General features: G+C 46.5%; 21 protein-coding genes. 6 read left to right on the top strand and 15 right to left on the bottom strand.

Annotated features, from left to right (window positions below; genetic code table 11):
- Nucleotides 1-12: 12 nt before the first annotated feature.
- From GO493_RS09480 to GO493_RS09460, 5 genes are all read right to left on the bottom strand, one after another.
- Nucleotides 13-2376 (bottom strand): TonB-dependent siderophore receptor, encoded by a 2364-nt coding sequence (locus GO493_RS09480; protein WP_157305908.1) that lies wholly within the window; start codon nt 2374-2376, stop codon nt 13-15.
- Nucleotides 2377-2501: 125 nt separating this feature from the next.
- The gene (locus tag GO493_RS09475; protein ID WP_157305907.1) at nt 2502-3656 is read right to left on the bottom strand and encodes a putative sensor domain DACNV-containing protein; all 1155 of its coding nucleotides are present in this window, start codon (nt 3654-3656) and stop codon (nt 2502-2504) included.
- 273 nt (nt 3657-3929) lie between these two features.
- Nucleotides 3930-4673: a LytR/AlgR family response regulator transcription factor gene (locus GO493_RS09470; RefSeq protein ID WP_157305906.1), complete on the bottom strand. Its 744-nt coding sequence runs from the start codon at nt 4671-4673 to the stop codon at nt 3930-3932.
- Nucleotides 4645-6474: an ATP-binding protein gene (locus tag GO493_RS09465; RefSeq protein ID WP_157305905.1), complete on the bottom strand. Its 1830-nt coding sequence runs from the start codon at nt 6472-6474 to the stop codon at nt 4645-4647. Before GO493_RS09465 ends, GO493_RS09470 begins: the two co-directional genes overlap by 29 nt.
- A 4-nt stretch (nt 6475-6478) precedes the next feature.
- Entirely contained in the window at nt 6479-6949 is a 471-nt protein-coding gene (locus tag GO493_RS09460; protein WP_157305904.1) for a hypothetical protein, read from the bottom strand.
- Between the two features lie 101 nt (nt 6950-7050).
- Here GO493_RS09460 and GO493_RS09455 point away from each other — a divergent pair, with 101 nt between their 5' ends.
- Together GO493_RS09455 and GO493_RS09450 are read left to right on the top strand one after the other, a co-directional pair.
- Complete coding sequence (locus tag GO493_RS09455; RefSeq protein WP_157305903.1) at nt 7051-7947, top strand: DnaJ C-terminal domain-containing protein; 897 nt, start codon at nt 7051-7053, stop codon at nt 7945-7947.
- Nucleotides 7948-7957: 10 nt separating this feature from the next.
- Nucleotides 7958-8245, top strand: a complete 288-nt coding sequence (locus GO493_RS09450; RefSeq protein WP_157305902.1) for a chaperone modulator CbpM — start codon at nt 7958-7960, stop codon at nt 8243-8245.
- Between the two features lie 150 nt (nt 8246-8395).
- On the opposite strand, the gene GO493_RS09445 is transcribed toward GO493_RS09450, so the two are convergent.
- Together GO493_RS09445 and GO493_RS09440 are read right to left on the bottom strand one after the other, a co-directional pair.
- Nucleotides 8396-9658: a PQQ-dependent sugar dehydrogenase gene (locus GO493_RS09445; RefSeq protein WP_157305901.1), complete on the bottom strand. Its 1263-nt coding sequence runs from the start codon at nt 9656-9658 to the stop codon at nt 8396-8398.
- 65 nt (nt 9659-9723) lie between these two features.
- The gene (locus tag GO493_RS09440) at nt 9724-10386 is read right to left on the bottom strand and encodes a GDSL-type esterase/lipase family protein (protein WP_157305900.1); all 663 of its coding nucleotides are present in this window, start codon (nt 10384-10386) and stop codon (nt 9724-9726) included.
- Between the two features lie 168 nt (nt 10387-10554).
- Between GO493_RS09440 and GO493_RS09435 the strand changes: the two genes are divergently transcribed.
- Nucleotides 10555-11892 (top strand): NAD(P)/FAD-dependent oxidoreductase, encoded by a 1338-nt coding sequence (locus GO493_RS09435; RefSeq protein WP_157305899.1) that lies wholly within the window; start codon nt 10555-10557, stop codon nt 11890-11892.
- A 3-nt stretch (nt 11893-11895) separates the two neighbouring features.
- On the opposite strand, the gene GO493_RS09430 is transcribed toward GO493_RS09435, so the two are convergent.
- A complete protein-coding gene (locus GO493_RS09430; protein WP_157305898.1) occupies nt 11896-13062 on the bottom strand; it encodes a DUF5009 domain-containing protein in 1167 nt (388 codons plus the stop codon).
- A gap of 135 nt (nt 13063-13197) precedes the next feature.
- Here GO493_RS09430 and GO493_RS09425 point away from each other — a divergent pair, with 135 nt between their 5' ends.
- Together GO493_RS09425 and GO493_RS09420 are read left to right on the top strand one after the other, a co-directional pair.
- Nucleotides 13198-13470: a hypothetical protein gene (locus GO493_RS09425; RefSeq protein ID WP_157305897.1), complete on the top strand. Its 273-nt coding sequence runs from the start codon at nt 13198-13200 to the stop codon at nt 13468-13470.
- 55 nt (nt 13471-13525) lie between these two features.
- Nucleotides 13526-14488, top strand: coding sequence for a hypothetical protein (locus tag GO493_RS09420; protein WP_157305896.1), 963 nt, complete (start codon nt 13526-13528; stop codon nt 14486-14488).
- Between the two features lie 52 nt (nt 14489-14540).
- Here the strand turns inward: GO493_RS09420 and GO493_RS09415 are convergent, their stop codons facing one another.
- The 5 genes from GO493_RS09415 to GO493_RS09395 form a co-directional block, all read right to left on the bottom strand.
- Entirely contained in the window at nt 14541-16460 is a 1920-nt protein-coding gene (locus GO493_RS09415; RefSeq protein WP_157305895.1) for a hypothetical protein, read from the bottom strand.
- A 296-nt stretch (nt 16461-16756) separates the two neighbouring features.
- Nucleotides 16757-18466: a GMC oxidoreductase gene (locus GO493_RS09410; RefSeq protein WP_157305894.1), complete on the bottom strand. Its 1710-nt coding sequence runs from the start codon at nt 18464-18466 to the stop codon at nt 16757-16759.
- Between the two features lie 14 nt (nt 18467-18480).
- Nucleotides 18481-19032: a gluconate 2-dehydrogenase subunit 3 family protein gene (locus GO493_RS09405; protein WP_157305893.1), complete on the bottom strand. Its 552-nt coding sequence runs from the start codon at nt 19030-19032 to the stop codon at nt 18481-18483.
- Nucleotides 19033-19230: 198 nt separating this feature from the next.
- Complete coding sequence (locus tag GO493_RS09400) at nt 19231-19404, bottom strand: hypothetical protein (RefSeq protein WP_157305892.1); 174 nt, start codon at nt 19402-19404, stop codon at nt 19231-19233.
- An 81-nt stretch (nt 19405-19485) separates the two neighbouring features.
- Nucleotides 19486-20238 (bottom strand): hypothetical protein, encoded by a 753-nt coding sequence (locus tag GO493_RS09395; protein ID WP_157305891.1) that lies wholly within the window; start codon nt 20236-20238, stop codon nt 19486-19488.
- 133 nt (nt 20239-20371) lie between these two features.
- Between GO493_RS09395 and GO493_RS09390 the strand changes: the two genes are divergently transcribed.
- Nucleotides 20372-20620, top strand: a complete 249-nt coding sequence (locus GO493_RS09390; protein WP_157305890.1) for a hypothetical protein — start codon at nt 20372-20374, stop codon at nt 20618-20620.
- A 64-nt stretch (nt 20621-20684) separates the two neighbouring features.
- Here the strand turns inward: GO493_RS09390 and GO493_RS09385 are convergent, their stop codons facing one another.
- Both GO493_RS09385 and GO493_RS09380 read right to left on the bottom strand, forming a co-directional pair.
- On the bottom strand, nt 20685-21737 hold the full coding sequence (locus GO493_RS09385; RefSeq protein ID WP_157305889.1) for an acyltransferase family protein: 1053 nt from the start codon (nt 21735-21737) through the stop codon (nt 20685-20687).
- A complete protein-coding gene (locus tag GO493_RS09380; RefSeq protein ID WP_198315663.1) occupies nt 21738-22595 on the bottom strand; it encodes a PKD domain-containing protein in 858 nt (285 codons plus the stop codon).
- Nucleotides 22596-22613: the final 18 nt, after the last annotated feature.

Here is a 22613-nt window from a genome sequence, read left to right as displayed (position 1 = left end):
TCCCGCTATATCTTAAAACTTATACGCAAGACTAAACTTCAAATTACGACCCGGCTCTGCCTGCCAGTAATAATAAGTACCATACGCAGCACCGCTATAAAGATATTTATCCAGCAAATTGAACATATTCGCATTGATGGTAATACGGTCTTTCTCCCATGACAAACCACCATCCAACCTGAAATAATCCGGCAGATCTTTCTGATTCGCAGCAGCCCATGACCAGGTACTACGATCTCCCTGGAAAGAAAACCCTCCGGAAATACCAAGCCCTTTCAGCACACCCTGCCGGAGACGATAAGTCAGCCAGCCATTCGCAACATGAGTAGCATAACCAGTTACTTTATCACCCTTCTTTCCATTAGTACCCGATTTGGATATCCTTGAATCTGTATAAGCATAGTTAACCACCAGGTTCAGACCATTTACGATCTCGCCACGCGCATCAAACTCCACACCTTCAGTTTTAGTCTGCCCCAGCTGCAGGTAATAAGTACCGGTAGGATCAGAAGGATCGGCAGACAGCTCATTGTTCTTCAGGATACGGTAAACTGATACGGTAGAACTCCATCTGCTGTTAAACAGATCCTTTTTAACACCCACTTCCATATTATTGCCGGTAACAGGTTTTACCTTCTCTCCGCTTCTCAGCAGACCAGTCTGCGGAACAAAGCTCTGATCATACAACGCATAGAAAGAAGTGCCTGGGTCTACAGATACGCTCAGACCTACACGGGGAGTGAACCTCTTGTCTTCCGTACCTGAACCATAAGAAGATTCCTTTACATAAGTATAACGGCCGGCAAGTGTCAGGCGGATCATATCATCCAGGAATCCCAGCTCGTCCTGCAGGTACAGTCCTGTATAGGACTGGCTGAGAACGTTTGAGCCTGCACGCACCCGGAGGCTTTTGCTGCGGTCCCATACCGGCAACCCATTGGCAGGACGGCCATATACAGGATTTACCAGGCTGAAAATACCCCCTTCTGTTGGCAGGTCCAATGCATGGCTCTGCCCCCAGTCTGCCATATATTTTTTATTGCCCAGGTCAAGACCAGCCAGCACACGGTGATGAATAAAACCGGTCTGCTCCTCACCATTCACAAACACCTGCCCGAATTTAGATTCATTGGAAGCATCCCAGATGCTCACCCTGCGCACAACGCCCGTCTTACCTACTGAATCAGGCCACATTGAGCTGCCTTCCTGCGCATAATTGAAGTAAGCCGCCTGTGCGGTCAGCTTCCAGTTAGGATTGAACCTGTGCTGCAGGTTTACCAGTATGCTGTGATCATTGATGTTGGTAGGATCAATACCCGGCTCTGCCAGCGTAAAGTTGCGAGGCAGAGTAGCATATCCGTCTGTGCTGAATACATAATAAGACCCTACGTTAGACATTTTAACATGCTGATAGGTATATTCAGTGGTAAGTGTAGTGTTCTCATCCAGTTTGTAAGTGATCACCGGCGCAATGCTGATACGGTCATTGAACTCATAATCACGGAAAGAATTTTTGGTCTGTCCCATCATGTTCAGGCGGTAGAGCACCTTGCCTGACTGGTCAAGTTTACCATCCAGGTCAACAGCAGCACGGTAAAGATCATAGCTGCCCAGCATAAAGCTTGCCTCCCCTTTGGTAATGCCTGTTGGCTTTTTTGTGACGATGTTAACGATACCGCTTGGCTCACCGTTAGACATCATAAAGCCCGCAGGGCCTTTTACAAATTCAACATGATCTACAACGCCCATGTCTTCAGTCAGCGGCCCCCAGGTAGAAGTGATATTCATACCATTGCGGAAGTTGGCCGCCCTGGAACCTCTCATATTAATACGGGTGTAAATATCGCCCCAGTGCTCCAGGCGGGTAGCGCCGCTCACGTTCCTGATCACACCATCGCTCAGGCTGGTGATCTGCTGATCTGCCATTACCTTCCCGGTTACGATCTGGATGTTCTGTGGTGTGGACAGGATAGGCTCTCCCAGGCGCAGAGAATTGGAAACATCTGTTTGTGTATAGTTATTCTTTTTCGATGTGATATTCACTTCGTTCAGCCCCATGCTCGAAACACTCAGCTGAATGCTCACTTCCAGGGTTTTATCTTCCGTTACCGTAATACTCTGTACCTGCTTCTCATAGCCTACATAAGTGGCTTCCAGCTCATAAGTGCCCGGCTTGATATTCCTGAAGTGGAAGGTGCCGTTTTCCTCGGTGATCGCTTGCTTCTTCAGGCCTTTCAGTTGAACGGATACTCCCGATGCCGGCTTTCCGTCGTTGGTGGTGATAATGCCTTTAATGTGCCCCAGGCCTTTCTCATCAGCAGCAAACAGCATTACTGAGCAAAAGAGCAAAGCAATGAGTTGGCTGAAAAATAACATGTGTTTCCTGCTCATTTTTAGTCTATACAATGTAGGTAAATCAATTTCGCCGCAAATTTATCCCCACCTCGTGAGGATGCGTTACGCATTCGGGAAATTGATTTACGCAAAGCGGAAACTTTAGGCTATAAAAGCAGGATATCTATCCGGTGGGCCTGCACCAGCCCCGCCTGTTCCGACCAGGAAAAAACAGTGAAATACCCGTCCTGTGAAGCCACCAGCGCTATCGCATCTTTCTGATCATGAACAAATTGCGCGGCAGAAAGATGCCGTGTCCCGCCAATGGAAGAGGGATGTATAAGCACCGGCGTACCTCCAACAACAGGTTCCATCATCAGTACCTGTTCTATTTGTGTAGACCAGCTGGCGCGGGTTATTTTAGCGCCAAAAGTAAGCAGTTCGTGTTTGTCGTTTATAACGGTAGCCCCATCTACCGCCGTCAGCCCCGTAATATTCTCCACCTCTCTCCTCAGCGCATTCTGCCAGAATATTTCCGTCACATTCCTGTTATTGCCTTCCTGCCGGATAAGGTCAGCTACCCCGGAAAAAGCAGGATATACCTGGTACTGAAGCGGGTGGATGATAGATTCCTTCCAGTGATTGGTACAGGAAGGCACTACCAGCAGGATACCTCCCCTTTTATGAGAACGCATGGAAACAGCTATCTGGATCAGTACGTTAACAGGATCGTTCCATACAGCTGTAGCGCTGATACCCAGCAGGGAACTGAGTATATCCGGCGTATCCGGCAGCAGCCCGCTGCTTTCGTCCACCATCTTCACCTGGTCCCCCCGCAGCATCGCCACATTGGCAAATTTTCCCAGTCCGATTATCCGGCGGTGCTTCACTACCAGCAATCCCGGCTCCGGCACATCCAGCACAAAACAGTAATTGGGAAGCTTCAGGGTAGTACCCCATATATACAGGTTATCCCCTTCATGCCATACACCTACATGAATACCAGCCCTTTCCACACCGGGAGCCAGCTTGGTAAGGGTACGGGCATCCAGGGGCAGGCGCTGCGCAAACAACAGGGGCTTGCCCGCCTGGCAGGGATGCAGGAATGCCAGTGAGATCCTGATAGGTATCCCCTCTTCCCTGCGGAGGCTGGCCCAGAAAGCTACATCTATGATCTTCTCCACCACTCTCGCATTAGGTGCAGTGGCCAGGTCTTCTTCACCCGCTTCAGACGCAATTTCAAGATGCTTGGAGAAATGAGCTGCTATGCTGTCAGCCACCTTGGCAGCCGCCTGATATGTTGATTCATAAGTTAATTCCATACTAAACAATTAATGCCTTTAACATCACAATTAATACCAGCATCAAAATTAACCTTTTATTCCTTCCGTCGTTTATACCCCATATCCTACCACTTATTCCCTGCATGCTCGTCTTATGCCATTTATGACCATCAGCTATACCACCGATCCGATATTTACATCACAGATTTGGATTATTTAATAGGATATGGCCTCTCATTTCATTCTCCTCAGACCCCAGGTTAGCCCTAAACCTCCAAGGAATGCCTTTCAGACGGGCATTCCTTTTTCTTTCTAACGGAATATCTTAAAAGCCTGTAAAAAAACATCGATGTACCTGCGGCTGAAAAAGAGAGAGCTGCCGTCTTTCAGAAATATCTCATTATTAAAGGTATTGATACGGGTCACTTCCTTCAGGTTTACAATATAGTTCCTGTGCACACGTGAAAACTGGGCAGAAGGCAACTGCCCCTGCAGGTCCTTCAGGGATTGCTGGATCACAAACTTCTCCGAATGGCATACTACTTTACTGTATTTACCATCCACTTCTATATATATAATATCATCTATCCTGATCCGCTGCAACAGGTTCCCCTTTTTAATGAAAAGAGTATCATCGGCAGGAGCAGTCGCTGCAGGCGCTTCCGGCGGCGCCGTCTCCTGCCTGAACCTGGTAAGGGCCAGCTCTATGGCATATTGCAGCTCCAGCGGGTTATAAGGCTTTAGCAGGTAACTGTAAGGCGTGGTCAGCTTGGCCAGGCGGAAAGTAGTGGTATCCGTAGCGCTGGTCAGGAATACAAAAGGTCTTTTCTGTTGCTGGGTATTGATCTCTTCGGCAAAGAGTATCCCCTCCGGCTTATCCCCCAGGTAAATATCAATGATGCAGATGTCCGGAATATCCTCCGTATAGGCGGCAACGGCATGCTCCAGTGTATTGGTAATACGCAGATCCGTACACCCCAGCTTACGCAGCAGCGATTCCAGGAACGTTGCTTCATCAGGACTGTCTTCAAGAATAAGTACCTTCAGGTCCTTCATATTGTTCTTTTACCGGTAAGGAAATCACCACACTGGTCCCCTGTCCGCTTACGCTGCTGATCTGCAGGCTGCCCCCGTTCTTCTCTGACATATTCTTCACAAGCCACAATCCCAGCCCCGTACTCCTGTTTCCTCCCGTATCCTGTTGTATACGCCTGGATTCATTCTGCTGAATGGCTTTGATTATGCGCTCATCCATCCCCATACCCGTATCCTGCACCGTCACCTCGCACATATCGCCTGTAACACGTGCAGAAAAAGTGATCGTTCCGTTCACGTGCGTATATTTGATAGCGTTATCCAGCAGGTTACGGAAAACTATCTTGATGGAATTAATGTCCGCATAAAAATTTATTCCCCCGGGCACCTGGTTAACAATACTGATCCTCTTCAGCGCGGCTATAGAATTGAAATCATAACAAACCTGCTCTATAACAGGCCGCAGGTCCAGCTTCTCCCGGCGCAGGCTCAGCTGCCCGGTTTGGCCGAGCGCCCAGTACAAAAGATTATTCAGTAACGCATATGTATTGTCAGAGATCTTTTCAATGTTCTCCGAAAGAGAAGTAGCTTCACGGATCCTGTTCTGTGAAAGCGATTCTTTCAGATAGGACAGGTTGATCTTCAGATGATGTACCGGCGATCGCAGATCATGGGCCACAATAGAGAACAGCTGGTCTTTCGTCTGGTTCAGCAGCTCCAGCTTATCCTTCTGCTCAGCAATAATACGGTTACGTTTATTCTTCTGCCGGTAAGCAACATAAATAAAACCGGAGAACGAGAAGAACAGTATAGCCAGTATAAGTGACATATTACGTTGCCACTTCCTTTTACTCAGCTCAGCTTCACGTAAACGGTTCTCCTTCTGCAGAAGCTGTACCCGGTACTCCTGCTGCTGTACCGCTATTTTCTTATCCTGTTCCGCCATTGCCCATACATTGTCCCTGTCTGCTATCTCCTTTTCCAGCCGCTCATATGTTTTACGGTATTCCAGCGCTTGCTCCAGCCGGCCATAACGCTCCTCAAAAGAAGCAAGGCTGACATAGACCTTACTCTGGCTTACCAGGTCGCTCGATTTGCTGACCAGGGCAAGCGCCTTCTCAAAATAGTTCCTGGCCTGGGCATACATATCCTGCTCATCATAACGGATAGCCACGTTCAGGTAAGTATTGGTAAGCGCAGTAGTGTCCTTCAGCGCTGCAGCAATGGCAATACTTTTGTCAAAGTAGTCCTCCGCCTCTTTATAACGCTTCAGGTGAATAAGACACACGCCCGTATTGTTAAGTATCTTCCTGCTCACAGATGGTTCATACAGGTGGAAGAAACGGTGCTGTACCGTATCCAGGTAGGCAAGAGCTGTCTTGAAAGCCCCCTGCTCTATATAGATCTCAGCAATGTTGGGATAGATACTGGAAAGGATAGACTGGTTGAGCGAAGATATCCGTATCAGCTTGTAATATTCGGATAACGCCTCGTTATTAAGACTTTTATAATAAAGCACCTTGGCTTTAAGAAAGCGCGTAGTAAGTAATATCGGCGCAAGGGAATTGCTGTCTGCGGCCGCTGTGATGGTTGCCGCATATTTAAAACCTTCATCAAGGTTCCCATTGTTCAATGCCTCATGACAGCGGTGGAAATTTACTGCAAGCTGGCTGTCTGTTCTTTCGGCAGACTGATTGCAAACCAGGCACTGGCTTGCAATCAGTTCGTGAAGGGCGGGCGAAAGATATACCTTCTGAGCCCTTGCCATAAAAAGATGAGTGCTGCCCGTAAAGAACAGCAGAAGTAGTACAAGTTTTCTCATGTAATCAGGTCTTCTCTACGCTGGTAACAGTACCATGCGTGGTTTCCGGGTCACCGATGATATAACGCACCCGTATAGCCGGCAGTTCCCTTCCCTCCACACAATACCTGAAATTGAGAGCCCAGAGCGAATATGCGTATAACTCAGGATGTTCCGCAGGATTATCGTAAGCAATATTGATCTCCCTTACTTCTATCGGACCATTCTCAATATCTATCGTCCCCGCATTGGAAATATCCTGTTCCAGTCTTAAGTTCCTCGCATGGTCCGGCAGGTACATATGGATACTTACATCATAACAGCTGTAAAAATCACTGGACTGACGTAAAGATACCAAAGGCGCTTTAGTTGTCAGTAAACCTCCATCAAGTCCGGAAGAAAGCAGTCTTATGCTCTGTGTTTTGATACGGGCTTCAGATCTGGGTGTTACAGTGATAATTCCCGGAGCGGGCCGGGATAAGGGATTTGTCGTCATGTCTAAGGGATAGTGTTTTTTAGGTTAAGTCTCAAATATAATAATATTTACACACAGATGGCAAAGATTTTGTGCAATAACGGATAACATACCTAACGCATATGGCTTTCATAGATTATTATAAAATACTGGGAGTCGATAAGAAAGCGTCCCAGGAAGACATCAAAAAGGCATACCGGAAGCTGGCCAGGAAACATCACCCGGATATGAACCCTGACGATAAAGAAGCACATCTCAAATTCCAGCAGATCAACGAAGCAAATGAAGTACTGAGCGATCCGGAAAAACGTAAGAAATACGATGAATATGGAGAGCACTGGCAACATGCAGACCAGTTTGAACAAGCCAGGCAACAACGGGGAAATGCCGGCTACGGACCGCAACAGGAGTTTTCAGGCGATTATGGCAATTTCTCTGAAGAACATTTCTCCGACTTCTTTGAATCCCTGTTCGGTAGCCGCAGAGCAGGCCGCAACACAGGTAAGTTCCGCGGACAGGACTATAACGCTGAACTCCATGTAAGCCTGCGGGACGCCGCCCACACGCGGCAGCATACACTGAATATCAATGGCAAACAGGTGCGCATCACTGTACCTGCAGGTATTGCCGACGGCCAGGTTATCAGGCTTACCGGGCACGGAGCCCCGGGCATGAACGGAGGACCTAACGGTGACCTCTATATTACATTTGTTATCAGCGATGACCCCAATTTCACAAGAATGGATAATGACCTCTACGCCAACATGGAAATAGACCTGTATACGGCCGTCCTGGGCGGAGAGGTCATGGCAGACACGCTTGACGGGAAAGTAAAACTGAAGGTAAAACCGGAAACACAGAACGGCACCAAAGTGCGACTGAAAAACAAAGGCTTCCCCGTCTACAAACAGGAAGGCTCCTTCGGCGATCTTATCATCACCTACCAGGTAAAACTACCTTCCGGATTAACCGAAGAACAAAAAGAACTGTTCAGGAAACTGGCTCAATCATCACGTTAAAACCCTTTATATGCAAACAGAACTGATAGCAATCTCACAATATTGCACCATACACGAAATTGATGTATCATTCGTTCACTCCCTGGCAGATGAAGGACTGATAGAAGTAACTGTCGTTGAAGGAGCCCCGTTTATCAGCACAGCACAACTGCAGGAACTGGAAATATATACCCGCTGGCATCATGATATGGGCATCAACACAGAAGGTATAGATGTGATCCGCCAGCTGCTGGATAAAGTGAAACGGATGCAGGCAGAGATAGACATACTACGTAACAGATTGCGGATATACGAATAAATCACCTCCACATCAAACAACATATCGCATATGAACAAATTCTTCCGTTTCCTCATCGCGGCCTACGGCGCAAAGAAATTAGGCGGCGGCTGCCTGGGCACCATCGTGGTATTTATCATTATCTATATGGCGCTGGGGCATTGCAGCTGATCATTTAGCATAATCCACCACCCATATACGGTCCGTTTTATCATCTGTAATGAATAAACGCCCCTGGTTGGATACGGCTATCCCCACAGGTCTGCCGCGTACTTTCCCCGATTCGCTGATCACAAAACCAGTAAGGAAATCTTCCTGCTCTCCCGCCGGCCGGCCATTTTTAAAGGGAATAAAGATCACCTTATAGCCGGACACCGGTTTACGGTTCCAGGAACCATGCTGCGTAATAAAGACCCCATTCCGGTACTTTTCAGGGAACAGGTTCCCTGTATAGAATGCCATTCCCAGCGATGCAGAATGGGCAGCCAGCGGAACATCCGGTACAATCGCCTTGCTCACCAGCTCCGGCGCCGCATCCGGTACACGGGGATCTTTATGCTGCCCGTAATAACTGTAAGGCCATCCGTAAAAACCGCCTTCCTTTACATGGGTCAGGAAATCGGGTACAAGATCATTACCCAGCTTGTCCCTCTCATTTACCACTGTCCACAGATTATTGGTACCAGGCGCCCAACCCATACCAACAGGATTACGCAATCCGGACGCATATACCCGCATGCCGGAACCATCAGGGCTTATTTCCAGGATGTTAGCTCTCATTTCTTCCTTGTCCATCCCCTTTTCGCCATGATCAGTACCACACCCTACAGCAATATATATCTTAGACCCGTCCTTACTGGCTAACAGGTTCCGCGTCCAGTGCTGGTTCACCTTACCCGCAGGCAGATCAGCTATTTTTTCCCCACGGGTAGTAATACTGGTCATACCTTCCTTATAAGGGAAGCGAACTAACGCATCTGTATTCCCTACATAGAAGTAATTGCCTATCAGCACCATCCCGAAGGGCTGGTTCAGGCCAGCCAGGAAAGTGGTACGTATTTCCGGTATACCATTATGGTCCGCATCACGTAGCAGGGTGATGCGGTCAGCGCTATGCCGCAGGTCATTTGATTTACCCGCGCCAACGATCTTCGCGCCTATTTTCTTAAAGAAAGGGAAATTAGTATTGGATTCTGCTACCAGCAGATCACCGTTAGGCAGGACATAAAGCCACCTGGGATGTTGAAAGCCGGCTGCATAAAGGTTCACAGTAAACCCTGCCGGGGCCGCCGGTTTCTCTCCCTCTTTCCAGCCAACAACATTGCTGTAGTTAGTATATGATTTGGTGGAATAAGGCGCAGGCAGATCTGCTCGCTGCTGCGCATATACACACAGGCTACATAAACTTAAAAGTAGCAGCGTAACGTACTTCATAACAGCTTGTTTATTACATAATAACTGTTACAAAAGACATGCCCCGCCCTTCACTATTGAAGAGGTCACTTCTTTAAGAGGTAAGGCTGCAGGGCCTTACGCCATATTTCATACCCCTTTTTATTCATATGCAGCATATCATCCACAAACAGTTCCTTTCTGGGCTGTTTTTCCTTATCCAGCATATCATCGTAGATATTCACGAAAGAAATGTTCTTCTGGTTACCTATATATTCTTTGATCAAAGCATTGGCAGCCCTGGCCACTGAAAAATATTGCGCCCTGCTGGGACTTGGCTTGATGGAGATGTACACGATAGGAATGGTTGGTAACTTGCTCCTGATCAGCGTATATAGCCGGTCAAAACGCAACAGCATGCTGTCTGCCGTAACACCTTTTTCAACAAGGTCGTTCTCTCCCACATAAATAACTATCTCCCGCGGGTTATAAGGGAAGATAATGTCAGGGGCATAACGGATAATATCTGTCGTAACAGCCCCTCCTATTCCCCTGTTCATCGCTACATACTTTGCAAATGTTATTTCCAGGTCATCCCATTTCCGGATAGAAGAACTGCCAATAAAAAGAATAGGATTTTCCGGTGGAGCATACATCTTGTCAAACTTCACAATCGTCTGAACATCATCATAAAACCTTGGTTTATCCTGTGCCTGCAACCCGGTGGTAAGGGCAATCAGCAGACAGAAAATGATCCTGATCTTACTCATAACGTATTTCTGCTTTTTAATAACTTTTCCCCGCTGTTAACCCGGCAAAAATAAATAATCTGCCTTATGAATGTTAAATAATCTCGATATAGTGGCATAAAATGTGGTTTATTTCCACCTCGTAAAGGGGGATTAATTATATTTACAGTATCTGAATATATCAGCATCATGGAAACAAAAGATGGGATCAAAAAAATAGTCATTATTGGAGGAGGTTTTGCCGGGATTAATCTGATACAAAAATTACAGCATGATAAACGCTTTCACATCACGCTGGTAGACAAGAACAATTACAATTTTTTTCCACCGTTAATTTATCAGCTCGCCACCGGCTTCCTGGAAACCTCCAGCATCTGCTACCCTTTCAGGAAATTGCTCAGGGGCAAAAAGAATGTCCGCTTTCACATGGGTGAACTACTGCGTGTGGACCCGGCCACCCGTACCTGCTATCTCAATAACGGAGAGCTCTCTTACGACTACCTGGTCTTTGCCACAGGCACAGAAACCAATTATTTCGGTAATGAAAACATCAGGCGCAACGCTATCCCCATGAAAACGGTGAACGATGCCCTGGAAATGAGGAACACACTGCTGAAACGCCTGGAACTGGCCTGCGTGATCAACGATCCGGCAGAAAGGAAGAAACTGCTGACCATCGTCATTGCAGGAGGCGGCCCCACCGGTGTCGAAATATCCGGAATGCTGGCAGAACTGAGATTGTATATAGCCCGTAAAGACTATCCTGAACTCCAGGGCCACGGCGGCGATATCTACCTCATCAACGGCGGTGACGCCCTGCTCGAACCAATGAGCACCAAATCACAGAAACATACATACGACTCCCTGCGCAGGCTTGGCGTAAAAATAAAACTCAATACACGGGTAAAAGATTTTGTAGACGACCAGGTTATCTTATCAAACGGAGATCCTATCGATACCAAAAACCTCATTTGGGCAACAGGGGTCACAGCCTGTACCTTCGAAGGTATTCCCGCCGCCAGCTTAGGCGTAGGCCGCAGGATGATCACAGACGAATATAATGAGGTGACCGGTGTAGACTACATCTACGCCATCGGCGACTCCAGCCTCCAGACCCATGAGGAAGCCTTCCCCAAAGGACACCCCCAGCTGGCGCAGGTAGCTATGCAGCAGGGCAAGAACCTGGCAAAGAACTTTATAGCCATGGCTAACGGCAGGTCCCTCACCCCCTTCAGATACACGGATAAAGGCTCCATGGCCATTATAGGAAGAAATGACGCCGTAGCTGATATTCCCAGGCCTAAATTCCATGTATCCGGCTTTCTGGCCTGGGCGTTATGGCTCGTCATTCACCTTTACTCTCTTATTAACTATCGTAATAAACTCAAAACAATGTATAACTGGACCGTGGCATACCTTACCATGGACCAGGCACTGCGTATGATCATCAAACCGATCAACAAACCGCCGGACCCAAAACCTGCAGAGCCGAAACCAGCAGAAACCAGGCCGGTAGTACAGGTATAACATCTATATCTTCAGTCTTACTTTCTTCTTTTCCATCCAGCCCACTATCGCTATTACAAGGAAAGCGAAGGCTATTGAACGCAATAACCCCAGCCAACCCTCACTTAACGCTGACGGATACTGAAAATGTACCAGTCCGGAAACAGCCACCACCAGGTAGGGAATAAGGTAACAGGTAAGCGTACTTGTGCCGGCAGGACGTATGGCATTAAACCAGCTCATCTTCCCCTTCACATCTACCAGCCAGATCAGCAGGATAAAAAGCAAAGTAGTGATGCCTGCACAGATCAGCACCCAGGACGGCGTAGCCCTGATCTTCGAGATCCCGTCCGTATAAGGCCGTATAAGAAGCCCTGCAGCAATGGCCAGTACTCCTATAACAATGAAGATACCCGGCTGCTTCCCTCTCTCCTGTAACCAGGAATAAAGGGTAGTAAGCACCGCCCCTCCCATAATAAGCGCAGCAGAAGAAGCATCTCCCAGCACAGGAATACTGAAACGCATCCAGCCCGCATGCGTGGCTATATTAATTCCGAGAAAAACAACCAGGACAAGCACCAGCGCAGACAGCCTCCCTTTTACCAGCAGGTACAGGGTAGCGCTGATAAGATATGCCCAGCCAATAATACCCAGTATCCCCCACCAGGAAGGCTCCATCCAGTGCGTTTGACCAGGCTCGCCCCCCTTATACAGGGCAGCCATTACCAGCAATATCACAATGCCGGTACCCATCAGCAGGTATTTGTTCCTGCTGCTCACCGTATCAGGATAATCCAGCCATACCAGGAAAAAAGCAATAGTAATGAGAAGCAGCCACAGCGCACGGGGCAAAACCGCCTCACTACTGTAACTTTCAAGGTTAACGTGGAAGAAGCCCATCACAATAAGCGCTATGGAACGGATAACAATATGCTTTTCCGTACTGATAAAAGTGGCCCCGCGACTAATACGCCTTCCTATGGCCAGCGGAATGGAAAGCCCCACAATGAAGAGGAAGGCCGGAAATACAGTATCCGCAAAGCCGAGGCCATCTGCACTGGCATCTACATGCTCGATCCAGGAAGGAATATTCCTTACACCACTTACATCGTTAACGAAGATCATAGCAAGCATGGTAAGGGCGCGAAGCGCATCGATTGACAACAGGCGTTGGGATAGTGATTTAAGCATGTTTTAAGATATAAATAATTTTCTGAATTTTCAGCCGGCCACCACCCCCGATCAGACAGATACATACCAGCCCTCTCAGAGTTTGGTTTCTTTCGTAACTTTGTATATCATTTGTCGGATCTGAAACTCAATGCTATGAAGAAAATAAGTAATCAGGACATCATTCGCCTGGCAGAAATAAAGTCTTATTTCCTGGACCCTCCCTACACGTTCAAGATCCACAGCTATGCTATGCCACAGGTGGAAGAAGCCCTGGTCATCCTCAGAAAATATACCTTCATCTCTCCCGTTATCATTACCCAAATGGAAGATCTCCAGGCATTGCTGCTCCAGTCAGAACATGATGCCAATGCCACCAGGGAACAAATGCGATCATTCGCCGTGCTGCTCAACAGGGTGAATCGCTGATTTTGGGGATAAACCCGCCGCCCGGTTTTAATTATATTGCAGCATTTTAACACCTATGCAAACAAATGCTCCCTTATCCCCTGAAGATCAGCAACTGCTCAAACTACTCTTTAAGAAAAGCAGGTTGGAAGCCATTACACCATTGGTGATAGGGCTTATTTTAATTATACCCTCGCTTTTCCCCATCATAATTTTCCCTGCTGATTTCTGGATCGGTAAACTTTTCTTTGCCCTCCTGGTATGTGGCGGCGGCTATGCCATCTATTTCTGGAAAATAAAGAGCAACCGGCTGAAAGAACAGGAGAACAACGTACTAAGCGGACAAAAATACCTTATAAGCGGTATACTCCAGACAGTACAACTTATAGATTATAAATTCCTGCGCTACCAGGTAGGAAGCAACATCGCAGACGCCTATATCCCCCTGCACACCTCCCTTTCTTCCTCTCCTATACATAAGAGGGTCATAAAACAGGCAGAAGCATGGACCGGGCAATACGTAACACTTCACCTCGTGAACCTCGAACCAGGTATGGACCTCCTGTTGCAGGCCAACTACAATAAGACCTTCAATGAAACAATAGTGCCTCTCGAAGAAACAGATAAACAAAAGCAATACCGTCAGCTTCGCAACACCTGGCTTGCAGCTTTCGGCATTTTAGCCGTTCTCTTATTGCTGATGTATTTCCTTATAGGAATGGAAAATGAAGGTCTGGTAGTGTTAGGAGTAATACCAATATTATTGTTCTCTATTCTCTTATGGTACAGCATACCACTTATCAGGGAGATCCGCAACAGCAGCCTGAAAAGCGTTGTCATCACTACTATCACAGAAATAGTAACAGCTGTGGTAAGAAGCGGAAAATCTTCTTCTGAGTATAAATGGTACAGGCTGGGTAACGGCACCTTGCTTCAACAGAGCAATGTGCTGCTTCATATAGGCCAGACCGTAGTAATTGAAAGCATCATCAAACCTGACGGAGAAAAAGGTATGCTGATGGATGTGAGGAAAGTATAAAAAAGACAGCCGGATCACTCCGGCTGCCCCTGTGTATTCAAATCCTGCTTATCTACTCTTTACTATTCAGTTTCAGAGACTGGCTGTTCACCAGCAAAGTATCCTTGTCAACTACCAGCACTTTCATCGCCTTCTTAACAGGCTTCTGCACGTCAAATACAAGGATCTTGTCTTCTGCTGACACAAGACGCAGACCTTCATCTTCAATAAGGAAGTCCAGCAGTTCATTATCCTCTGAAGAATGGGAAATGAAAAGCTGATCTCCTTTCCTTGGTTCAAGGGAAGAATATTGCAGACGGGGATGAGGCAGATGAGCCGTAATATCCATAGTGCGGTTCTTGATAGCCCAGCGGTAATACCATTCTGCCAGCGCATTCAGATCAACTGAATTGTCAGACGCTGAGATTTCCACTACTACGTTATCAGCAACCCAGAACAGGTGCGGTTGCCTCTTATCCTTACTGATAGCAGCATAATGCCCGATTCCTTCCACACGCTCATAAGCAGGCGCTGTTCCCTGGGAGAGACCGCCTGTAGAAAGGAAACGGTTATACGAAAGCTCATTGCCTGCACTGGATACATAGATCTTCATAAAGATATTATGCTCTCCGTTTTTCAGCATCCAGAGCTTTACCACTTCTTCTTCCCCTGGCACTATCTCATCATGGTAAATTGTCCATTTATTATGGAAAGCCGGGTACTCTGCCGGAGAAGGCCATTTACCTACAATACTCCTCTTACCGGTCTCTTTCACGCTCTTCTCAGAAAATCCTACCTCTTTTTTAAATGCAGCAACGTGTGGCAGGTCCGGGACCTGGTGAGCGCTGAACACATTAACGATACTGGTCACACCGGTATAATAACCAATATTGGCAGTTGTACCTCTTGTTACCGCCGGCGGATTAGGATATACGCTATCCGTCGCATTATTCACATATTGAGCTGGCGTTTCATTGCCAATATGAGGGCCCGCACAGGCATCCGAAATACAACCTGTAGAAGGAAGATAGACGAAAGCATGATTGAGAAAAGCAGTACGCGAAGGACTGGTTGAGCTGATCACTGCCGGACCTCCCGTAGCTCCGTAAAACGGATTATTACATTGCCCACGGCCAATGAGATTTGTTAACCGCATATAGCCAAACGGCTGCATAAAACAGTATTTGACAGAATAGCCATAATACTGCAGATTGTATTGCAATACTGCCGCCGCATCATAACAGTTCAGAATAGAGCTCGGATTATTATTGTGCGCGGAGATATAAGCATTATAGTAGAGCGTGATATTGTTCCAGCCATTGCTTAGATTCACAAAATGTGGCGCCCCCTGCCAGATATCATAACGGGGAGGTACATAATTAAATATCATATTTACAATACTTCCCACATCATACAGCTTATTAGCCTTCTTGACCAATTCACTGATCTCATCTCCCGGGAAACGGTGCACCTGCGGAGCAGATTCATATAATTTCTCCAGGGCTTCCACCGGTATGCCCCTCTTAAAGGCGTCCGCCGGCTGATTAGCCAGGTCAATCCAGAAAAGCTGTACCCACGTAGTACCCAACCCGATCACTTCATCTTTACCTGAGGTCAGCTGCCAGTGAAGTGCATTGTTATGCAGCTGCGCAAATGCTTTCGGCGATGCCTGCGCCTGCACAGTTATTGTGCTGTCATTCTTGGCGCCTTTGCCGGAAAATAATACGGCCCCATTATCAGCAAGAGCCTGCAACTGATATTGTGAGCCCAGCGCACCATTTTCGGCTGCAAGATGAACTTCCAGCTCAAAAGGCGTTTTCTGACTGAGATCAAAAGCTACAGGGACAGGTGTCTGACGGGTCCTTTTACTGTTCCAGATAAACTGGTGAGGATTGATAACGCGGTTCCCTTTAGAGAGAACAATACTGTTCAAAGCCCTGATAGATTGCAATCTGACAGCAATGGCTTCGACGGTTTCTTGATGAGTCTTCATCTTTTGAGGTTTTTTGAGTGAACATTCAGTTTTTAAGTGAGGACTATTGTAAATGGCTATTTTGTCAATTTGGGGACTCTTCTCAAATAAATGTAGTGCATTTTTATTATCCACTGAAATAAATAATTCGCTATCAAACAGATAACGTGCAGATTAGATTAAAAGGAATATTTAATATTGATGGAAAATTATATGACAGATTATCAGCAAACTCTTACTGGCACAAAATAAAGATCGCAACCATCACTCCCATCTGCAGCGGGACCAACGGTTGCGATCAGAACGCTGTTATATCTTTATATCTCTCCTTTTTTCAGCTGTGATACAGCATGGTCTACTGCCCTTGCTGTCAGCGCCATATAAGTCAGAGATGGATTCTGTGTAGAAGTAGACGTCATACAAGCCCCATCCGTCACAAAAACATTCTGACAGGCATGCAGCTGATTCCACTTATTAAGCAGGGATGTTTTAGGGTCATTCCCCATACGTACCCCGCCCATCTCGTGAATGTCAAGACCCGGCGCCTGTTTGGAATCACTTGTTTTAATATCGGTAAAACCGGCCCTGGTATACATCTCGGTCATCTGCTCAAAGAAGTCCTTCAGCATCTTCTCATCATTGTCATCATAATCCATATCAACATGCAGTAGAGGCATTCCCCACTCATCCTTTTTCTCCTTATCAAGCGTGATCCGGCTCTTCTCTTTGGGAATGGTCTCTCCCATCATATGAGAACCTACAAACCAGGGGCCTAGCTCTTCATTGAAAAGCTGTTCTTTCAGACTATGACCAAAACCTTCTTTCTTTGTAAAGGAAAACCGCTCCGAAATAAAACCGGCAGCATAACCACGCAGAAAATCAGTTTCCTGCTTCTCCACGTTCCTGAACCGGGGAATATAAGCGCTGGTAGGCCTTCGCCCCTCAGTAGTAAATTCCTTATACCCTTCATACAGCGCAGAAATATGCCCCCGGTAGTTATGGAAGGCAAAATATTTACCAAGCAGCCCGCTGTCATTGCCCAGCCCGTCAGGGAAACGGTGCGAAGTGGAATTAAGCAGGATGAGGTTGGTATTTACAGCAGCCGCATTCACGAAAATGACATTCGCATAAAATTCCGTCATCTGTTTCGTATTGGTGTCTATAACACGTACACCTGTAGCCTTGCCCTTCTGTTCATCATAAATAATGCTATGCACTACAGAGAACGGACGCAGGGTCATATTACCCGTTTTCTCCGCCCAGGGAAGAGTAGAGGAATTACTGCTGAAATAGCCGCCAAAAGGACAGCCACGCTGGCACAGTACCCTTTTCTGACATTGCACCCTGCCCTGTTCTTTATGTATCTGCTGCGGCTCTGAAAGATGAGCGCAACGGCCGTATATAACATGACGGTCCTTATAATTGGCCGCCACAAAATCTTTAAAGTAAGTTTCAACTTTTGTCAGTTCCATAGGAGGCAGGAACTCCCCATCCGGAAGATGGGCAATACCATCTTTATTACCGGAAATACCGGCAAACTTTTCTACATAACTGTACCACGGCGCCAGGTCTTCATAACGGATAGGCCAGTCAACCGCAAAGCCGTCCCGCGCCGGCCCTTCAAAGTCATAGTTGCTCCAGCGCTGGGTCTGCCTGGCCCACATAAGGGACTTACCCCCCACCTGGTATCCTCGTATCCAGTCAAAAGGTTTATCCTGTACATAAGGATGCTCCTTATCCTTTACAAAGAAGTGCATGGCATCTTCCTTATAAGCATAACAACGGCTCACTACAGGGTTCTCTTCCTTAATAGCTTCAGGTATCTGTCCCCGGTGAGGAAACTCCCAGGGATACATATTGGTAGTAGGATAATCCTTCAGATGCTTCACATCCCGTCCTCTCTCCAGCACAAGCGTTTTCAGACCTTTTTCCGTAAACTCCTTTGCAGCCCAGCCTCCGCTGATGCCCGACCCTATCACAATAGCATCGAACGTGCGGTCCTGCGCGCTGTTATTAATATTCGCCATAAATAATAAATAAATTAAGCCGTCCTTCTGTCCGGTTGTTTAACAGGAATACTTCCATGGAATCTTGCAGGTACCAGTTCATATACCTGGACCTTTGTTAAATAATACTCTGAGCTGGTATATCCCTGGATGATTAGCCTCTTTGATGTCTGGTAAAAATAAGCCGCTGCATCAGTATCTGCTTTCGCGGCTTCCAGTGTTGTCAGTAATGATGCCCTTTCGTCAGGGGTGCATTTCTCAAACGCATGGCTGTATTTATCCCGGCATAACTTATCAAACGCCTTCATACCCTCCAGCCATCTCTGCTGATCTTCTTTCTTAAAACAATCGTCCACCATGGTCATCGTAAAATGATGCGCAGAAACATCCTTTGCACCGGGTGTGTTTGTTTTAGGAATAAGAGTATCGGCAAGCGCTGCCAGTACGTTCTCATCATCAGCATCCAGTACAATATTCCTGAGTTTTATGGAAGCTGGTGGCGTTTTTCGGAAGCAGGAAGGTAATAATGCCAATCCGGCCGAGACAAAAAGGACCTGTTTTAACGCGGTTCGTCTACTTACAAGCATGAATAGTTTTTTACATAACCTGGCAATAAGGTAGAAGTTATATTTAATATTTCCAAACTGAAACACCCTCACTGTCCAAAAACGCACATCATTGGATAAAAATGAACAATAACAATGGAGAATCCTGCTCTATAAATTGATTATCAGCGGCTATACTCGTGTCCCTGGTTATTGCCGGAGTAACGATCGCTTATCAGTCTATAAGGGCTGGTCTGGCAAATCCGCTGAAGAGCCTGACAACGGAGTGATATCCCGGTTCTCCCGGGCCATCGTTTCCACATTCCTGGTCTTACGGTAAAGGATATAAATACGGGCTATGGCAACAATGACATAGAGAGCAATAACGATAGTAACCAGGATAAATGGCTTCATAACGTAATAATTATTCCTCAAGTTAGTATATAAAAAGCATCCGCCGGAATGACGAATGCTTTTTTTTGAATGAGGCAAAGATCACTTTCTCTTGTGCTCAACAGACATACTGCCGTCAAATGCCTTCTTCAGACCATTGTTCGGATTCTTGTTAAGATTGATGGTCAGCGTCAGCTTTCCGTTCTCAAACGAACCTTCAAAATCGCCGATCTTAAGCTTGGAAAGTATCACGCTCAGATCTATTTTAAGATCTCCCAGCAATCCCAGGCCATTTTCACTGATCACAACATCTTTTCCTTCTGCCATAACTTCAATCTTTCCAACAACAACAACATCGATCGGAATATCACTACCCTGCCATGTGATCCTTCCATTCATCTTAATTGCAGGACGTACCGTATCTCCCTCTACCCGGAGGTATACCTTTACCTGCTCAAATGTACCGATCGGCACCATAATGCTGCCTAAAGAAACACTGTCCAGGATATTAATGTCCCGGTCAGTTTTAATACTGAGATTGATCTCATCAGGACCACTTACCGCCTGGAAACGAAGTTCCCGGAAACGGAATATTACAGAGTCCCAGGTAAGATCAAACCGTAACGCAGGGAACGATGCAATAGAAGGATCGTTCATAATAGTACTGAGGCGGGCCGCTCCGTCGGCATCAGCGGTAATGGTCCCTGAAGGATTAACAGCTGCAAGATCGTAATTAATGGTAGCAGAACCATCTGGCCTTTCAGTTGTTTCATTTGAGGTCTGTTTAGAGCAACCGGTAAATACAAGCGCTGTGATTGCCAGCAATCCAACGAATCGGAGAGAACATGTTTTCATGAGAGGAATCTGTTTAATAGTTAGTCAATAAGAATAATGGTACATTACAGTCACAATTTCTGTGCTATGCTTTGTAGCACAGTTCGCTTCTTTAAGGTCTGATTTTTGTGACACCAAGCTAAAAATGTTACCCATGGAGAAAACAAGATTCGATTTTTTACTGGAAGGCGTTCCTTACATGGTACATGTTGTGCCTTTTACCTTTAACGCTGAAACCCGCTTCAGGGTGAAGTATAACGATGGTCCTGAACATATCTTCGCCTGGGACGAAGAGACACAACGATTCATAGCATTAGACGAAGATGCTGCCGATATTCCTAATACACTGGAAGAAGAAATCGCCAGAAAATTATATATGCTTATCCCAAGTTTTAAAAGTTGATATAAGTAAGAAGGCCCCAGATCGGGGCCTTCTTACTTATATCAGTATGGCGAAATACATACATTTAAAGTTTAAAGAAAATTTTTCTTTGATATAACCAGTAACACAGGTACCACTCCAGGAACAACGTTACCAAAGCCGCTATAACATGTACGGGTACGAAAATACCCACTACCCCATTCAGCCATTGCGCTCCCAGCGTTTCAAAGAACATGTAAATAAAGATAGCATTCGTACCCACCACCACCGGTATCCAGGTATAACGGGTGTGCCCTTTTATATCCGTCCACCAGTAAAGAAAAGCCATGATCAGCAACACCCAGCCGGCTGAAACCAGCACAAAACCTGCCGTACTGATCCTCTTGATAACAGGCGACAATCCACTGATGTCAGCAGCAAAACCAGCAAATAACAACAGCACTCCCGCTATGATCAGCGTATAGGTCTTCCTGTTACTATCCGCTACAGACATCAGCCACTTACCCGCCGTAACACCCCAGATAGTATGAGCCGCAGTTGGAATAATATTGATAGCCACCCACCCGTCCGGGTTGATCTTTCCCATCAGAAGCGTATCCATATATGCGCCGAAGTTATGATACTCCACAAATGGCTGGTCAAACCCCGGCATAAGTATGCTCCTGTAAAGAATATCATTCAGCAGTATAAGGGCAAAACCTGTAATGATCTGCACAGTATATGAACGGCCTATAACCAGGTACGCAATTATACTGGTCACAGACAACTGCGTAAGCACATTCCACAGCTCCCACACCAGCTTACCACTGTATATACAATGCAAACCGGTACCAAGCAGAAATAACTTCACACTGCGGATGGCAATATGCCTGAAGTTCTTCCGCCAGCTGACTCCCTTCTTCAGCTTACTTTCATAGGATATATACATGGCCGTTCCCGCCATCAGCATGAACGCAGGCTGTACCAGGTCCCAGAAACGCAATCCATGCCAGGGATGATGAAAGAATTGATTAATGATACCATTTTCATGCAATTCCCTGACAGATTCATACACCCTGCAACTCTCTGCCGCAAGTAAGATCATGATCAGGCCACGCATTACATCCAGTGAAAGCAACCGCCCGGACTGTTTCTCCATTTATTCGAAATTAATAAGTATAGAGGGTTTATTCCCATCAGGCATATTACCCAGGGTGGCCGACCAGTCTCCTTTCGTTGCCTGTATACCAATCCTGAACGCCTGTGTAGCCGCCATATTCTTCAGCTTGGAACGGGTAAGACGCATCTCAAATTTCAGCGTTCCACCTTCCTCCACCACAGTGCCTACATTATAGAACTCTGTAACATTGGTAGGCGTAAAAGAAAACGCATTCTGCGCTCCGCTATGATTAAAGGCATCAAACCAGTTATCCAGCACAGCGCCCTCCAGCAGCACATCATACCCTCCGTCCGGGAATGTCCCCGTCAGTAATCCCGTAGTTGCATTGTTATCCGTATCCATGTAAAAATCATAGATATCGCCATTGCTCTTTGAAGATCTTACCTCCAGCAACACATATACATAAGTAGCGTCGTAATCAAATTTGGCGGACTTAAAATAAGTCTCCCCCGCGCCGGAAGTTATTACATAATCAGTCACCCCATCCCAGTCAGACAAGGTATTATCATCCAGCTTCACAGGAGATGTTTTCGCTATATACAACACAGTCGATCCCTCCGTCACCTTCCCCTCAGCAGTAGTGGCATAAAGCGTAGGCACATACTTACCCTTACCCGGATAAGTATGTACCGGGCTCTCCTCAGTAGAAGAAGTACCATCGCCAAAGTCCCATTTGTAGGATACTGCCCCGGTAGTTTGATTGGTAAAGGTCACATCATTACCATTGATGCTTACCTCATAGAAAAGATCTGCATCAGGAGAAACATTATCTTTCTTACAGCCGCCTGTAATGACAGACAACAATATAAAAGCGGATATATACAGAAGTGAGCGCATAGTCATAATCATTAAAGT

The sequence above is a fragment of the Chitinophaga tropicalis genome (assembly GCF_009758205.1).
GTDB lineage: Bacteria > Bacteroidota > Bacteroidia > Chitinophagales > Chitinophagaceae > Chitinophaga > Chitinophaga tropicalis.
The sequence above is the reverse complement of the archived record's forward strand: the minus strand, read 5'-3'. Positions and strand labels throughout refer to the sequence as shown.

Coding starts and splice junctions, on each gene's coding strand:
- GO493_RS09480 (WP_157305908.1), bottom strand. CDS start 2,376: ATGTTATTTTTCAGCCAACTCATTGCTTTGCTCTTTTGCTCAGTAATG.
- GO493_RS09475 (WP_157305907.1), bottom strand. CDS start 3,656: ATGGAATTAACTTATGAATCAACATATCAGGCGGCTGCCAAGGTGGCT.
- GO493_RS09470 (WP_157305906.1), bottom strand. CDS start 4,673: ATGAAGGACCTGAAGGTACTTATTCTTGAAGACAGTCCTGATGAAGCA.
- GO493_RS09465 (WP_157305905.1), bottom strand. CDS start 6,474: ATGAGAAAACTTGTACTACTTCTGCTGTTCTTTACGGGCAGCACTCAT.
- GO493_RS09460 (WP_157305904.1), bottom strand. CDS start 6,949: ATGACGACAAATCCCTTATCCCGGCCCGCTCCGGGAATTATCACTGTA.
- GO493_RS09455 (WP_157305903.1), top strand. CDS start 7,051: ATGGCTTTCATAGATTATTATAAAATACTGGGAGTCGATAAGAAAGCG.
- GO493_RS09450 (WP_157305902.1), top strand. CDS start 7,958: ATGCAAACAGAACTGATAGCAATCTCACAATATTGCACCATACACGAA.
- GO493_RS09445 (WP_157305901.1), bottom strand. CDS start 9,658: ATGAAGTACGTTACGCTGCTACTTTTAAGTTTATGTAGCCTGTGTGTA.
- GO493_RS09440 (WP_157305900.1), bottom strand. CDS start 10,386: ATGAGTAAGATCAGGATCATTTTCTGTCTGCTGATTGCCCTTACCACC.
- GO493_RS09435 (WP_157305899.1), top strand. CDS start 10,555: ATGGAAACAAAAGATGGGATCAAAAAAATAGTCATTATTGGAGGAGGT.
- GO493_RS09430 (WP_157305898.1), bottom strand. CDS start 13,062: ATGCTTAAATCACTATCCCAACGCCTGTTGTCAATCGATGCGCTTCGC.
- GO493_RS09425 (WP_157305897.1), top strand. CDS start 13,198: ATGAAGAAAATAAGTAATCAGGACATCATTCGCCTGGCAGAAATAAAG.
- GO493_RS09420 (WP_157305896.1), top strand. CDS start 13,526: ATGCAAACAAATGCTCCCTTATCCCCTGAAGATCAGCAACTGCTCAAA.
- GO493_RS09415 (WP_157305895.1), bottom strand. CDS start 16,460: ATGAAGACTCATCAAGAAACCGTCGAAGCCATTGCTGTCAGATTGCAA.
- GO493_RS09410 (WP_157305894.1), bottom strand. CDS start 18,466: ATGGCGAATATTAATAACAGCGCGCAGGACCGCACGTTCGATGCTATT.
- GO493_RS09405 (WP_157305893.1), bottom strand. CDS start 19,032: ATGCTTGTAAGTAGACGAACCGCGTTAAAACAGGTCCTTTTTGTCTCG.
- GO493_RS09400 (WP_157305892.1), bottom strand. CDS start 19,404: ATGAAGCCATTTATCCTGGTTACTATCGTTATTGCTCTCTATGTCATT.
- GO493_RS09395 (WP_157305891.1), bottom strand. CDS start 20,238: ATGAAAACATGTTCTCTCCGATTCGTTGGATTGCTGGCAATCACAGCG.
- GO493_RS09390 (WP_157305890.1), top strand. CDS start 20,372: ATGGAGAAAACAAGATTCGATTTTTTACTGGAAGGCGTTCCTTACATG.
- GO493_RS09385 (WP_157305889.1), bottom strand. CDS start 21,737: ATGGAGAAACAGTCCGGGCGGTTGCTTTCACTGGATGTAATGCGTGGC.
- GO493_RS09380 (WP_198315663.1), bottom strand. CDS start 22,595: ATGCGCTCACTTCTGTATATATCCGCTTTTATATTGTTGTCTGTCATT.